The following is a 13,800-nucleotide window of genomic DNA, read 5'->3' as shown; positions in this document are numbered from 1 at the left end:
TCTGGGGGCCGAACTTGGCGATCCAACGACGAACTGTCTCGTATGATACGTCAATTCCACGCTCAAGCAGCATTTCTTCAACTTCACGCAGACTAAGGTTGAACCGCAGATAAAGCCACACCGCATGAGCAATAATCTGTGGCGGAAAACGGTGACGCTTGAAGATGATATCTGATGTCTGCATCGCCAAAATTTACGCCCAACCCGTCAGGCAGGCAACTGTAGCCCAGTTAACGTGACAACACCGAGAATGGCGATGATGCGTCTGCCCTTGGGCAATCCCATCTCGCCGCGCTCCTGCAGCATCTGCATAACAATGGCCGTGGAAGTCAGTACGAAGCCTGTGCCGGCGACGAAACTCGCCGCAGTCGGATAGCCAAGCGCTATACCGACCCATGCAAGCACTGCAATGGCGACGCCAACCTGCAACAAGCCGAGTCCGAAGATCTCGCCACGCATGGCCCACAGGCGCGATGGTTGCATTTCGAGACCAATGATGAATAGGAACAGCACGACGCCGAGTTCAGCGACATGAATGATCGATTGCGCGTCGTGGAAGAAGCCGAGACCGAACGGGCCGATTGCAAGTCCAGCGGCCAGGTAGCCGAGAACCGAACCGAGCCCAACCCGGCGGAACAGCGGTACGGCAACGACTGCGGCCGCAAGCAGAACGACGACGGCGATCAGGTCGATGCCGCCATGACTGGCCGCTTCGGCGGCCTGGGTAACAGTTTCAGCGGCCATGGCCTGGTTTTCTCTTATTTTGACGGAATGCGGAATTCTGTAATCAGTCCGTCGAGGATGGTCACATAGGCCTGACTGCGGCCATTGAAGACGCGGCTCTGCCAGTCGAAAACGATGTGCGTCGTATCAGCCTTGGTAACCACTTCAAGGACTGCCATTCTGGCCTGAGCTCCGATCGCATCTGAACGTGCCCACGACCGCACTCCATCGGCCCCCCTGAGGATGCGTCCCCAGTCATTGATGATGCCATCCGGGGAAAAGGCAGCAACGAAGGCATCTTCGTCGCCCGCGTTTATCGCATTGACGGCGGATTGAAGGGCTGGCGGAAGAGTGACCGACATGGTTGTTCTTTCTTGTTGGTGAGGAGGCAAATGCGGCGGGGCGATTCCCCCGAGTTGCCATATGGCAACCGCCGACACGATTGCGGGGACCGCAAAGACGACAAGAAGGATCGGCAATTCCTGAGCCACTGTATAGCCGGCCCGCGTGACGCCAACCCACATATTCGTCAGAGCGATTGCAAACCAGACTGGAATAAAAAACTTGGCCGCGGCGACGACCCCGGAGAGATCTCCGCCCCAGAGTTTGCCGAAGAGCAAAAAGACCCCGAGCAGAAGGATTCCGCCTGCTATGACGAGAAGCATGTGCATGCGTATTTTCCTCCATCCTCGGTGCGTGACCGAAAAGTTGATTGAAACCGGGGCCACCAATTAGGCTGCAGCGTCGTTGCCGCGGTCGATCAGGACAATGCTGTGCTTTTCTGCCCAGGACGAGGCATCGAGAAGCGTGGTCAATCGCTGTGCTGCAGCTGCCGCCCAGCCTTGATCGCGCCCATCGTTGTCGTCCCAGGCCTCGAAAAACAGGCGCTCATTCGCGTTTTCCAGATTCCGGAACAAGGAAAAGACCCGGTTTCCGCTGGCGTTGCGCATGTGCGAAGCCAGGTCGGCGAAGGCCTCTTCCAAGACTTTGAATGCGTCGCCGTCGGCGGATTTCAGAATGACAGCGCGGAACTTGCCACCACCGATGCTTTTTGCGCTCTGACGGAGACGGGGGTGCTGTGGTTCGACCTCCTGCAGCCGGCGCTCCTCAAATTCGCCGGTCAGGGCGTCTGCTTCAAGTCCGCGAACGTGGATGTAATAGGGTTGCCGTGCATGCTCATGTTCAAGCGCCGCCTTGCTTGCCCAATGCTCCAGAAGGTAGATGGTCTGTACATTGCCCGCGTCTTCGAATAGATCGAAACCGAGATTCCCCGGCTCGCTGCGAGCGCCTGCTGCCTCGTCTTTCATGGCATTCAGATAAGTGGCCAATTGTTCCGGCTTCACTTTCAGCGTCACGAAAAGCCGCAACTCATCGGATGCGTCCGACATCGGTTTCTCCTTAGAAAATAGTAACGATCCCCATCGGGGATCGGCGTGCGTTCTTCCCGTGATGATCCATGTTCTTCGGATCGGCCGGCGCGCTTCATGAAAAGCGCCAGCCGTTGTCCGGGGGGAGCGTTCAGAGGCAGAACGGCACGTCGCTGTCACGCCCCTGAACGGTCATTTTACTTGGTGGTATAGCCGCCATTGACGAGGATGGTCTGGCCGGTCATCCACCAGCCGTCCGAGACGAGGAAGCGGATATAGGGGACGATATCCTCGATGTCGGTGAGGCCGGTCTTGGAGAACTTCGACAGTGCCGCGGCCGTCTTGTGATAGGCGACGGCATCCTCGCCTTCAGCCGGATAGAAGAAGGGCGTGTCCATCGGGCCCGGGCCGATCGCCGTCACCGAGATGCCGCGATCACCGAATTCCTTGGAGGCTGCACGCGTGAAATGCTCGACCGGCGCCTTGGTGCCGGCATAACTCGAATAAAATGGCGTATATGCGCCGAGCAGCGAGGTTACCAGCGTGCAGATCTTGCCGTTGTCATTGAGATGCTTGCCAGCCTCTTTGAGGAAGAAGAATGCGGACTTGGCGTTGACCGCACTCATTTCATCATATTCGGCTTCCGAGATTTCGACGATCGGCTTCTTCAGCACCTTGCCAACGGTGTTGATGGCGATGTCGGGCTTGCCAACAGCGGCGACCGCGTCGGCAAACAACTTTTCCACCGCGCCGGCTGTCGTGAGATCAGCCTGGATCGCGACCGCCTCGGCTCCAGCAGCCTTGACGGCGGCAACCGTCGCATCGGCTTCCGCCTTCGTTGCTGCGCTGTTGTAGTGGATCGCGACAGCTTTCGCGCCCTGCTTGGCGAGATCGCGAGCGATCAAACCACCGAGGTTTTTCGCCCCTCCGGCGATAATGACAGTTTTACCCTTGATGCTGTGATCAGCCATGATGTCGGTCTCCTTGCTTGTATGCGACCGCGTCATGCCGCCGCTTTCGAGAGCACATAGTATCGTCTATGATTATCCTATAAAGTTGATCATTCTGACATCACTTGTCAGAAAGTCTGGACAATAAAAGGTATTCTAATTTGGACCGCATCGATCTGTTTCGCATCTTTGCCCGTGTTGTCGAATGCTCAAGCTTTACCCGTGCAGCGGATACGCTTGGTATGCCTCGATCGTCGGTGTCGGCCGCGGTGCTGGAGTTGGAGGCTCGGATCGGGGCGAGACTTCTGCATCGGACAACCAGAGTGGTGTCGCCGACGCAAGATGGTTCGGCCTTCTACGATCGCTGCGTGCGCCTGATCGCCGACGTCGAGGAGACCGAGAACATCTTCCGTCAATCCGCGACCCCGGCGGGCAAGCTGCGTATCGACGTTCCCGGCCGTATCGGGCGCCTCATTATTGCCCCGGCGCTGTCAGCCTTCCTGGACGAATACCCGGAGATAGACATCGATCTGGGCGTTACCGACCGCGCAGTGAACCTCGTCGGCGAGAGCGTCGACTGTGTGTTGCGGGTTGGGCCACTTGCCGATTCCGGCCTGATTGCGCGTGCGATTGGGGAACTCCAACTCATCAATGTGGCGAGTCCTGACTATCTCAAACGACATGGGATGCCCAAGTCGCCTGACGATTTGCAGGGCCACGTCGCGGTCAACTATGCATCGCCCTCGAGCGGAAGAGTTGAATCATGGGAATGGCTAGAGGGAGGAGCGTTGCAATCCACGCCCATGCGCAGTCGTGTCACTGTCAACAGCGCCGAGGCCTACATCGCCTGCTGCCTGGCCGGTCTTGGCCTGATCCAGATCCCAGCCTATGACGTCAGGCATCACATCGAAGCGGGCGAGCTCGTTGAGGTGATGTCCAGTCACCGCGCCGAGCCGATGCCAATGACGCTGCTCTACCCGCACCGTCAGCACCTTTCGCGCAGGCTTCAGGTTTTTGCAGACTGGCTGGAGACGCTGTTGAAGCGAGAGCTGCGGTGAGCGGACATCATCTCGCGCATCGCGGTCGTTCCATTGCTGTTGGGTTAGGGGTGGCACCCTTCTCCACTGGCACCTTCGGGTTCCGCTTCCGACCTCTGCGCTGGGTTTCCAGTCGGGGCTTGTTTAAACTTGATATCCGGCATGACCGCGCCCATGGTTCTCGACGGTGCGATGAACGGGCTAGCATTCCAGGCCTATGTCGAACAGGTTCTCATTCCAACCCTGGTGACCGGCGACATCGTCATCATGGACAACCTGCCGTCACATAAGGCGCAGGGCGTGCGTCTCGCAATCGAAGGTGTGGGGTGCAGCTTGCTCTACCTTCCTCCATACAGTCCAGACTTCAACCCCAGGCCTTCGCCAAGCTCAAGGCCGTCTTGCGCGCCAAAGCCGAGCGGACCGTCGAGGGCTAATAGAATACCGTCGGCCAGATCGTCACGCTGTTCGAACCACAAGAATGCGCCAACTACTTCGAATCCTGCGGATATGACCCCGAGTAAAGTGGACGCGCTTTAGACTGGCATAGAGTTGCTTCCTGTCCAATCACATTCTTGATGCGCGGTTGAAGTCGCTCCGAATTTGTTCAATGAACTCATTTCGAAAGTGTCGATTGCGTAAGCTAGCCTCCAGAATTCTTGATTCTGTTGGGCGTATGGCCACCAAGGAACGCATGGCTAATCCCACAGTAGTTGCGTCACCAAGGTCACCGGCGGTGGCCGCCACCAGACTCCAGTAAAAGGCGTTCTGTGGAACAGGTTGATCCAGCAGAAGTTTAAGGGCGTCGCGATTTTCCCCGCGCCTATAGAGAGCGGCCGCCAGAAACAAGTAGTCGGAGGGGGCGGAGACCGTCATTAAATTGATTGTGTTCTTGATAATGGTTGAGGCTTCTTCGTATTCACCAAGCGCAAACAGTCGTTCGCCGATGGCGATCCGTTCTCGCGCATTCTCAGGAAGACGAGTTATAGCCCTTGCTATAGAGGCTCGAAAGGCTTTGAAGTCTCCCTCCTGGAATTCAAGGGCCATTCTGGCGCGAAGGGTAAACCACGAGCCGGGTGCCAATCTCTCCGCGTTGCGGAAGCTTCTCCAGCCATCTTCGAGAGCAGCTTTGCTGGCCTCATGATCTCCCTCATCGGCTGCCGCTATAGAGTCCTCGACACGCATTAAGGCAAGGAGGGCCCAAGCCTGAGCGTAATCGGCTTGCGCGCCAACTGTTTCACTAAGGCACTTCGACATCCATTCGCGCTTGGCTTCCGTGAGGGTAATCATTTCGTTGAGGGTGTGCGTCACGCAAACATAGCCGGCGATCGGATCAAGAGGGAGCTTGCGTCGCTCAACCGAACGAATGACGGCATTCTCGCCAACGAGCTCATGAACTATAATGTCCACTGCGTGAAACCCGTCTCCTTTCAGGATTTCGGAAGACCAAAGTACGGCGCCGGTTCGTGCGTCTACCAATTGCCAATACACGCCAATTCCGGCGGTGTTTGTATCTACCTCGGCTGTAACAACGTAAGCACCCTGATTGCTGGGAAGTCTGCCTACATAGTTTTGGGCTTCAGAAAAATCCTGTACTCGGACCACACTATTTATGTCGTAGAAAGTCAGGGCGTCTGATAGACGTGTAGGTAGGCTGCGCGCAAAGCGAATCGCGTGCTCGTCGGCCGTTAGCGCACTCGCTGAGGGAATTAGAATCGTTGGTGGTTGCCATGCAACGTCAGCGCATTGATCGATGAATCGCAGTCCACCGTAAACTGCCGCGGCTAAAAGTGGAATCGCGCTAGCCACATATAGAAACAGCCGTCGAAATTTCCGAGGCGTAGCTACGGTCGGCTCCGATTTGATCGAGGAATCGGGTGGGTCATCGTTCCCCAAGTCGCCTTCGTCATATGCTAATAGCAACATGGAATCCGGCTTCTCTGAGTATTCCGGAATGTATCCCCCCAGAGGCAACGATATTTGAATGGGGTCGTTTCTACCCTCCGTCAGATAATACTTCTCCAGAGAAGATCTCAGCCTATTTGCGGTTGTGCGTACAATGCCGTCGCTGGCGACATCAAAATCACTTGGGCGCCCCAGCGCTTCAGTGCCGATCGTGTATGATTTTATCGTATTCGCGCGCCCCTCAATGTCTTCGATGACAACATATTTCAGAAATCTTTTGATCGATTCAGATTTCTGAAATGTTCTCGATTCCAAGATTCGCGCAAGCTGATCACGTACCTCTTGCTGATCGACCATTTGCCCCCCAGTTATATTATGGAAATCTTTGCCAAAGCTGCTTCTACTCTCTAAGACAGAGATGTTGCCCTTCCAAGCATCACTAAACTCTAAATGGCGCGCCACCAATTAGAGATGATGCCAAACGGTTGCGCAACTATCGAACATACCGTTGTAACCGTTTGTGCAGTTACGCCCACTGTTGCGGAACGGTGTGTGACTCGCCATCACACGAGAGCATCCGATATTTATTCTCTAGTAATTTTCGCTTTTGGAACTGATTGTGGAATGGCCGACAAGGCACTCGACACGCCTGATAGTGCTTATTTATTCGTGCGGCAAGTAGAGTGGAGGAGCACTTGCATTATCTATTCAAGACGTGCGGCATACCGGCAACCTCATCCACAACATAGAAATACTCCAACGCTTGAGGCGCTATGCTTGATCATATCAATATCCTCGATGAGAAGCATTTGGAGATGGTCGCCAAGGCGATCGCGGATGATCGTATCCGTAGCTCCGTCCAGGACATCCGCTCTGCAGTTGCTACTGATGAGATTCTCTATGGCGAGTGCCTGGCCAGGCTGATTGATCCGGACGGGAAGGTCTATGCGGCGAGCGAATTTGTCCCATACCTTGAGGCTCGACATGACGCCCCCATGCTCGACCGTCACATGCTCAAGCTTGTTCTTGATCTGCTTGAGGTAGACCCGAAGTTGGTTCTCGGGTGTAATCTCTCTGCCGAGAATGTGTCCAACACACCGGCTTGGAATGCCATTCTTGTGCAAATTCTTGATCGGGCGTATCTCGCGCGTCGGCTTATCCTTGAAATGACCGAAACGCGCGAATGGACCAATATATCATTCTGTGCGGACGTGATCGCCGAGGTGCGAGGTCTGGGTTGTCGCGTTGCGCTGGATGACTTCGGCGCAGGTTTTGCTTCGCCAAGGATCGTCCAACTAATCGATTTTGACATCGTGAAAATCGACCGAGCTTTCATTCACGATATCCGCCGTTCTCATGACGGTTCCAACAGCCTACGACATATCGTGGCGTTTGCATCGTGCTTTGCTCCGATCGTGGTGGTGGAAGGTGTCGAGACCGTAGCACAAGTTGAAACCGCGCAGCTAGCCGGTGCGACCCATATTCAGGGCCATTTCTTCTCGGTGCCGGTCACTGCCACCGTTGGTGTGCCACGCATTGAGGATGGTTCATGAGCCTGCGCGAAGATTTCAGCTCCACATCCTCGATCCAGCCTTCTCGCGACGACGCCGCCGCAAACGAGAAACCGGCTTCACCGGCTCTGGTGCTTTCGGGTTGTTCTGCCATCTCCGGCGCTATTGTCGGGTTCCTTCTTGCGGGGAATGTCCACTCTAGTGGCTGCCTCTTGATTTCAGTTCTAGTAGCCGGCTGGGTCGGCTGGTGGGCGAGGGGGCTTAATGACCGATCGTAGTCCCCTGTTCGGCTCCTACGGCGTGCGCTCGGCGCTGCGCTTATTCGGAAAACGCAACAAGAGCGCGCAAACGGCGGCCGGTGGCGTTGCTGAACCTGTTTTCGGGAAACGCATGCAGCAGCCTGATCAAAGCGTGTCCATGCAGGAGGCGCGGCTTTCCTATTTGTGCTCGGAACTACTCGTCCTGTTTGAGGATCAGGCTTTTCCCAAAGACACCCTACCGTTTGTGCTAGGACTCGAAAGGGGGTACCCGCGCCTACTTCTCAGGGACAGCGCCGTCGTCACCATCGACGGCGAAACCGGACACCTCGTCTTCACCGAGTTCGCCTCGCATGCCGGCGTGATCGTGGTGACCGCAAGCGAGGAACGGCTGATTGATCATGTCGTGTGCCGCCTCGCGGCGAGCGGAAATGCTCCGGGCGAAGAGACGGCGAACAAAGCCGTTCAGATGCTGGTTGGCCAGACACTCGCCGATGTGGATCGCAGGCTCATTCTTCAGACGCTGCGCCATTGTCATGGCAACCGGACACGCACAACCAACATGCTCAGTATCTCGCTGAGGACGATCCGCAACAAGCTTCGGGAATACTGGCGGACCTACGAAGCAGAAGGAGCGCAGCTATGAACGCTGCTCTCCTTCCAATCACGGGCAGTGATCCGATCACGTTGCTTTCGTCCAAGGCTTCAGGGGCCTGGAACGCACTTGAGACGCGATATGCGTCTCAAGTTACACAGGATGAGCTGGACCACTTGTTCGCTCTGTTTGTGCTTGGACTGACGAGCCCCTTCTACGCGGAGGAACGCCCGTTAGCGCATCTTGATGCTTGCCGGACCCTGATGTCGCAGAAACTCGATGACGATCGCGTCGAGCGGGCATTGCGATCCGTTCCGACCGCCACTCAGGGCTGGGTCGAAAAGGCCTATCTGTCGATTGAACAGCTGGGCACCAAAAACGGGCAAGCCCTGTTCGAACAACAACCGAAATCTAATCAAACAATCAATGCAATTGAGTTGACGCCCGCCACGGAAGCCGGCGGCTCAGGGGAGACATCATGACTGACAATACTGTTGTTAAGGGTTCAATCATCACGAATGGTCGCCGGGGATTTGTCAATAACTGGGTGACTGGCGACGGAGATACCCGTTCGCTTCGGCGTCGTTTGATGGCGATTCTTCGCCTTTCCTCCATGTCGTTGGGCATGGGCCGGAAGCGGCTGGGACTGGGTGCGCTCGGTGTCGGGGGTGCGCTTGCCGTGAGCCTTGGTTTCTCGTCCCCGGTATTTGCCGAAAGCACGTTTCTGCCCAATGGCGCGTCCTGCGATCGGCCTGTTGCGGGCAGCGGCAGTTGGACCTGCCAGGTGGCGAAGGAAGGGGGATTTGCGACTGTTACCAACGTACCAGTAGGGGTGTCTCCAATGGATGTCGACCTCGCAGCATTGAACGCATGGTCTGCTTCCAATCTGGGCACGGGCGCGATCGCACTCGGTAACACCTCGACCTCGGCAAGCGGTCAGAATGCGGTTGCCGTCGGTCTTGGCGCCAAAGCGCCCGGGACAAGCACCGTCGCAGTCGGAACGGGAGCCCAAGCCACTGGGAACGAGAGCACCGCTTTGGGAACCAGTTCTCGCGCAGAAGGACAGTCCGCCACCGCCTTGGGCAAGGGAGCAAGTGCGCAGGGCAACAACAGCACTGCGGCCGGTGAAAACGCAACGGTCACGGCTGATCGTGGCACAGCGATCGGGCAGGGCGCGGCGGTCAGTCATGCTGGCAGTATAGCGATCGGCGCAGGATCTGCCGCAACCGGCACCACGCTGGGTGCGCAGGCTTATCTGGTCGGCGGGTCCGCACAGGGAGAAATGAACATCGGCTCTCGCCGCCTCACCGGGGTTGCAGCCGGCGCAGCCGACACCGATGCCGTCAATGTCCAACAATTGAAGGCCATCACTTCAGCCGGCCAGACGCATTATTTCAGCATCAACTCAACAGGCGGCGGTAATTATAACAATGACGGCGCACAGGGCGGTGATTCGATCGCGATCGGACAAAATGCAGCAACTTCCGCCACATCGAGGGCAGCTGTCGCCATAGGCAAAGGAAGCAACGTTTCTGGTATTAATGGTATTGCCATCGGCGACGGAGCGAAGGCTTTGGGCGACCGCATTGTGGCGATCGGCAGCTTTGCCGGGCAGGGCGCAACGGGCATTCAAGGTGTCTTCATCGGCCAGTTAGCCGGCTCGAACAGCGTCGGCAATTTAAACACATTTCTCGGCGATCAGTCGGGCATGAACGTCAATGGTACCGGCAACACGGCATTGGGAGTCGGCGCTGGAAATGTTTCGATAGGAGGATCCAATGTCAGTGTCGGATATTTGGCGGGCAGCAATGTAACAGGCAGCCGGAACGTTTTGACAGGCCGGAATGCGGGCCAGGGCCTTGACGGTGACCGGAATGTTGCTTCGGGCGAGCTGGCAGGAGTGCGCACGCAGGGGAATGGCAATCTCGCGTTCGGTACAAGTGCCGGCACGGGTATTTCAAACATTGGTTCCAATTACGTCGGTCGGGACGGCACCAATTATGGCTTCGCGGTCACTGACGTGCCTCAAGCCAAACTGAACGACACAGTGGCGCTCGGCACCCGAAGCTATGTAGCGGCCGATAACGCGGTGGCAATCGGCACCGACAGTGCGGCAACTGGCGTCGACGCCATTTCCATCGGCCGTGAGGCCATCGCAACAGGTTCGGTTGCCATGGGTGCGGTTGCTCGCGCCGGCAATGGTGGCTCTGCCTTCGGCGATGGAGCAATTGCGACTTACTTCGGTGGAACAACGACATCTGGTACAGTCGCTGGCACAGCGGTCGGCAAGAATGCATCCTCCGATGTTTCTGGCGGAACAGCGCTGGGCACGGGTTCATCCGTGTCAGTCGCTGACGGCGTTGCACTGGGCTCCGGCTCGGTGGCGAGCACTGTTGCGGGCATTGCGGGCTATGTGCCGGCAGGTGCGAGCGCGGCGGGCATTAACGCGACGCAGAGCACGCTGGCGGCGGTGTCAGTGGGCAACGTGGCGAACGGTCAGTTACGCCAGATCACCAATGTCGCGGCTGGCAGTGTCGATACCGACGCGGTCAACGTCAGCCAATTGAAGGCGCTGGATGCGACCGTTGTTGCCAACAAGACGCACTACTATAGCGTCAACGACGGCGGCACGCCGGGTGGCAACTATAATAATGATGGCGCCACGGGCATCGACTCGCTGGCGGCCGGGCTCGACGCTCAGGCAAGCGGCGATGTTTCGACAGCCGTCGGCACGCGCGCCGTTGCGGCGATGTGGGGCAGCACGGCAGTCGGGGCAGATGCCGCCGCATCAGAAGTTGCCGCGACCGCTTTGGGGCGCGGCGCACAGGCGGCAGGATTTGCGTCGACGGCAATAGGTGAAGCTTCAACCGTCTTTGGCGAACTGGGTACGGCTGTGGGGTCGGCCAGTTGGGCTGAATGGCACGCCACGGCGGTCGGCCAGTTCAGCCGTGCTTATGGCTCCGAATCGACGGCATTGGGACAAGGTTCGCTGGCCCAGAATTATCGGGACACGGCGTTGGGGCAACAAGCCAGCGCCACCGGCGGTGAGTCGACCGCCGTGGGCCAGTTCAGCGAAGCCTCGCAGCAGTACGCAACCGCGCTCGGGCAAGACAGTCACGCCACCGCCGGATATACTACCGCGCTCGGTCAGTTCAGCCAGGCTACACAACAGTATTCAACCGCCGTGGGCCAGGGTTCTCTTGCCAACAACTACAACGCCACCGCCGTAGGTCAGGCTGCCCAGGCAACGGGGGTGTACTCAACTGCTGTAGGGCAGTTCAGCCAGTCCATTGGCGAGCGCTCGACAGCAGTCGGGATGGCGTCGCGCTCTGACGGCAACTTCGCCACGGCGCTGGGGCAGGAAGCCCAATCCACCGGAGAAATGTCGGTGGCTGTCGGGATGGGCACCGTGGCCAGCGGCCTGGCCAGCACGGCTGTCGGGCAGGTCGCCGAAGCGTCGGGCGACCATTCCACGGCATTGGGCCAGAATAGTAAGGCAACCCAAGTATGGTCCACCGCCGTGGGCGAGGGCGCAATTGCCAGTGGCGAAAACACCACCGCATTAGGCCAACTGTCATTGGCGTCGGGCACCTATTCCACGGCCCTCGGTCAATTCAGCGTTGCCGACGCATCCTATGCCACCGCCGTGGGGCAGGCAGCGAATGCCAACGGCGAGAATTCCACGGCCCTGGGGCAATTCAGCAAAGCACTGAATGCCAACAGCCTTGCCGTGGGGCATGCTTCCACCGCCAGTGCCGACTACGCCACTGCCATCGGTCAGGGCGCGCAGGCCACGATCGCCGATAGCGTGGCGCTGGGGCACGGCGCCATTGCGGACACGCTTGTCGCTACAACCGGGGTAACGATCAATGGTACTAACTACATGTTTGCCGGCATCAATCCGGTCTCGACGGTCAGTGTAGGATCGGCAGGCGCCGAACGCACCATCACCAATCTCGCAGCCGGACGCATCGCGGCCGACAGCACCGACGGCATCAACGGTTCGCAGCTGTTTGCCACCAATCAGGCGATAGAGGCTATCGACGATACTGTCGGCGAGTTGGATGATCGCGCCGTCAAATATGACGGCTCTATTGGCGACCCGAAGGACCTCATCACGCTCGAAGGCGATCTGTCTTCAGATGGTGGCCTGACGGGCGGAACGCGGATAACCAACCTGTCGCAAGGAGTGATCAACCAGTTCTCGACGGATGCGATCAACGGCGCGCAGCTCTGGGGTACAGCCAACAGCATCGCCAGTCACCTCGGTGGCGCTGCCTATGGCATATCGGTCAATCCTGATGGCACGCTCACGGCACCCGCTTACGATATCGCATCGATCGATGCCGCTGGGAACGTAACCACCATCACTCATGACAATGTGGGCGATGCGCTGGGCGGGCTCAGCCAGAGCGTGACCAACGTCAATTCGCGTATCGATGACATCGATAATGGCGGTGGCATCAAGTATTTCCACGCCAACTCATCGGCCGCGGACAGTCAGGCAATCGGCCAGGAGAGCGTTGCGGTCGGGCCTGAGGCTGTTGCCAACGGCGATGGCAGCATCGCCATGGGGAATGGCGCGACGACGGCCACGGGAGCCGATGGCGCCGTCGCCATCGGTGAAGGAGCGAAGGCCAACAATGCCAACGACGTGGCGCTGGGTGCGGGTTCCGTGACCCAGGAAGCAGTCGCAACCACCGGTACGACGATCAATGGTAAGCAGTATGAGTTTGCCGGGACCGAGCCTGTCGGTACTGTCAGCGTTGGTGACGAAGGCGCAGAGCGGACGATCACCAATGTCGCAGCCGGCCGGGTTTCTGAAGACTCTACCGACGCCGTCAATGGTTCACAGCTTCACGCCACCAATCAGGCGATAGAGGACCTTGATCAAGGTATTGGGGAGCTGGATAAATTTGCTGTCAAATACGACAACGACGGTGAGAATAAGTTCAACTCGATCACCCTCGAGGGCGGCGATCCGAATGCGCCGGTGTTGATCTCCAACGTTGCCGCGGGTCAAGCCGACACGGACGCCGTTAACGTCAGCCAGCTCAAGGATGGCATCGAGACGGCGAACAACTACACCGATAACCGAGTCAACTACGCGATCGAAACGGCAAACACCTACACCGATCAGGTGGCGGTGACGACGCTGAACCAGGCTAACAACTACACCGACTACAAGTTTGGCCAGTTGAACCAGGAAATCGGTGAGATCCGCACGGAAGCTCGTCAGGCAGCCGCGATCGGCCTTGCGGCAGCGTCGTTGCGCTACGACGACCGTCCCGGCAAGGCGAGCGTGGCTGTAGGTGGCGGCTTCTGGCGTGGCGAAGGCGCGCTCGCCTTCGGTGCCGGTTACACCAGTGAAGACGGCCGCCTGCGCAGCAACCTGTCTGCCACTACCGCCGGCGGAAACTGGGGTGTTGGTGCCGGCCTCAGCTTCACGCTGAACTGA

At 58.0% G+C, this 13,800-nt stretch carries 9 protein-coding genes and 4 pseudogenes; 7 read left to right on the top strand and 6 right to left on the bottom strand.

Annotated features, from left to right (window positions below; translation table 11 throughout):
- From C7374_RS14920 to C7374_RS14895, 5 genes and pseudogenes are all read right to left on the bottom strand, one after another.
- Positions 1-184 (bottom strand): annotated as a pseudogene (locus tag C7374_RS14920) (IS6 family transposase); the annotation flags it as partial.
- Between the two features lie 62 nt (positions 185-246).
- Positions 247-744 (bottom strand): annotated as a pseudogene (locus tag C7374_RS14915) (cation:proton antiporter domain-containing protein); the annotation flags it as partial.
- A 14-nt stretch (positions 745-758) separates the two neighbouring features.
- Positions 759-1,394: a nuclear transport factor 2 family protein gene (locus tag C7374_RS16310; protein WP_210205152.1), complete on the bottom strand. Its 636-nt coding sequence runs from the start codon at positions 1,392-1,394 to the stop codon at positions 759-761.
- A gap of 60 nt (positions 1,395-1,454) precedes the next feature.
- The gene (locus C7374_RS14900; protein ID WP_109366495.1) at positions 1,455-2,111 is read right to left on the bottom strand and encodes an antibiotic biosynthesis monooxygenase; all 657 of its coding nucleotides are present in this window, start codon (positions 2,109-2,111) and stop codon (positions 1,455-1,457) included.
- 176 nt (positions 2,112-2,287) lie between these two features.
- Positions 2,288-3,061, bottom strand: a complete 774-nt coding sequence (locus C7374_RS14895) for an SDR family oxidoreductase (RefSeq protein WP_111576401.1) — start codon at positions 3,059-3,061, stop codon at positions 2,288-2,290.
- A gap of 140 nt (positions 3,062-3,201) precedes the next feature.
- Here C7374_RS14895 and C7374_RS14890 point away from each other — a divergent pair, with 140 nt between their 5' ends.
- Both C7374_RS14890 and C7374_RS14885 read left to right on the top strand, forming a co-directional pair.
- Entirely contained in the window at positions 3,202-4,098 is an 897-nt protein-coding gene (locus C7374_RS14890; protein ID WP_109366494.1) for a LysR family transcriptional regulator, read from the top strand.
- Positions 4,099-4,230: 132 nt separating this feature from the next.
- Positions 4,231-4,598, top strand: a pseudogene (locus C7374_RS14885) (transposase); the annotation flags it as partial.
- 43 nt (positions 4,599-4,641) lie between these two features.
- On the opposite strand, the gene C7374_RS14880 reads toward C7374_RS14885, so the two are convergent.
- On the bottom strand, positions 4,642-6,336 hold the full coding sequence (locus tag C7374_RS14880) for a tetratricopeptide repeat protein (protein ID WP_111576400.1): 1,695 nt from the start codon (positions 6,334-6,336) through the stop codon (positions 4,642-4,644).
- A 416-nt stretch (positions 6,337-6,752) separates the two neighbouring features.
- Between C7374_RS14880 and C7374_RS14875 the strand changes: the two genes are divergently transcribed.
- The 5 genes and pseudogenes from C7374_RS14875 (at position 6,753) to C7374_RS14855 (ending at position 13,800) form a co-directional block, all read left to right on the top strand.
- Complete coding sequence (locus tag C7374_RS14875) at positions 6,753-7,532, top strand: EAL domain-containing protein (RefSeq protein WP_111576399.1); 780 nt, start codon at positions 6,753-6,755, stop codon at positions 7,530-7,532.
- The gene (locus C7374_RS14870; protein WP_111576398.1) at positions 7,529-7,768 is read left to right on the top strand and encodes a hypothetical protein; all 240 of its coding nucleotides are present in this window, start codon (positions 7,529-7,531) and stop codon (positions 7,766-7,768) included. Before C7374_RS14875 ends, C7374_RS14870 begins: the two co-directional genes overlap by 4 nt.
- Positions 7,769-8,216: 448 nt before the next feature.
- A pseudogene (locus C7374_RS16450) lies at positions 8,217-8,393 on the top strand (helix-turn-helix domain-containing protein); the annotation flags it as partial.
- Positions 8,390-8,824, top strand: coding sequence for a hypothetical protein (locus C7374_RS14860; protein WP_111576396.1), 435 nt, complete (start codon positions 8,390-8,392; stop codon positions 8,822-8,824). The pseudogene C7374_RS16450 and the gene C7374_RS14860, both read left to right, overlap by 4 nt.
- The gene (locus C7374_RS14855; RefSeq protein ID WP_111576395.1) at positions 8,821-13,800 is read left to right on the top strand and encodes a YadA-like family protein; all 4,980 of its coding nucleotides are present in this window, start codon (positions 8,821-8,823) and stop codon (positions 13,798-13,800) included. The genes C7374_RS14860 and C7374_RS14855 overlap by 4 nt, the downstream gene beginning before the upstream one ends.

The organism is Falsochrobactrum ovis, assembly GCF_003259955.1.
Classification (GTDB): Bacteria; Pseudomonadota; Alphaproteobacteria; order Rhizobiales; family Rhizobiaceae; genus Brucella; species Brucella ovis_A.
The sequence above is the reverse complement of the archived record's forward strand: the minus strand, read 5'-3'. Positions and strand labels throughout refer to the sequence as shown.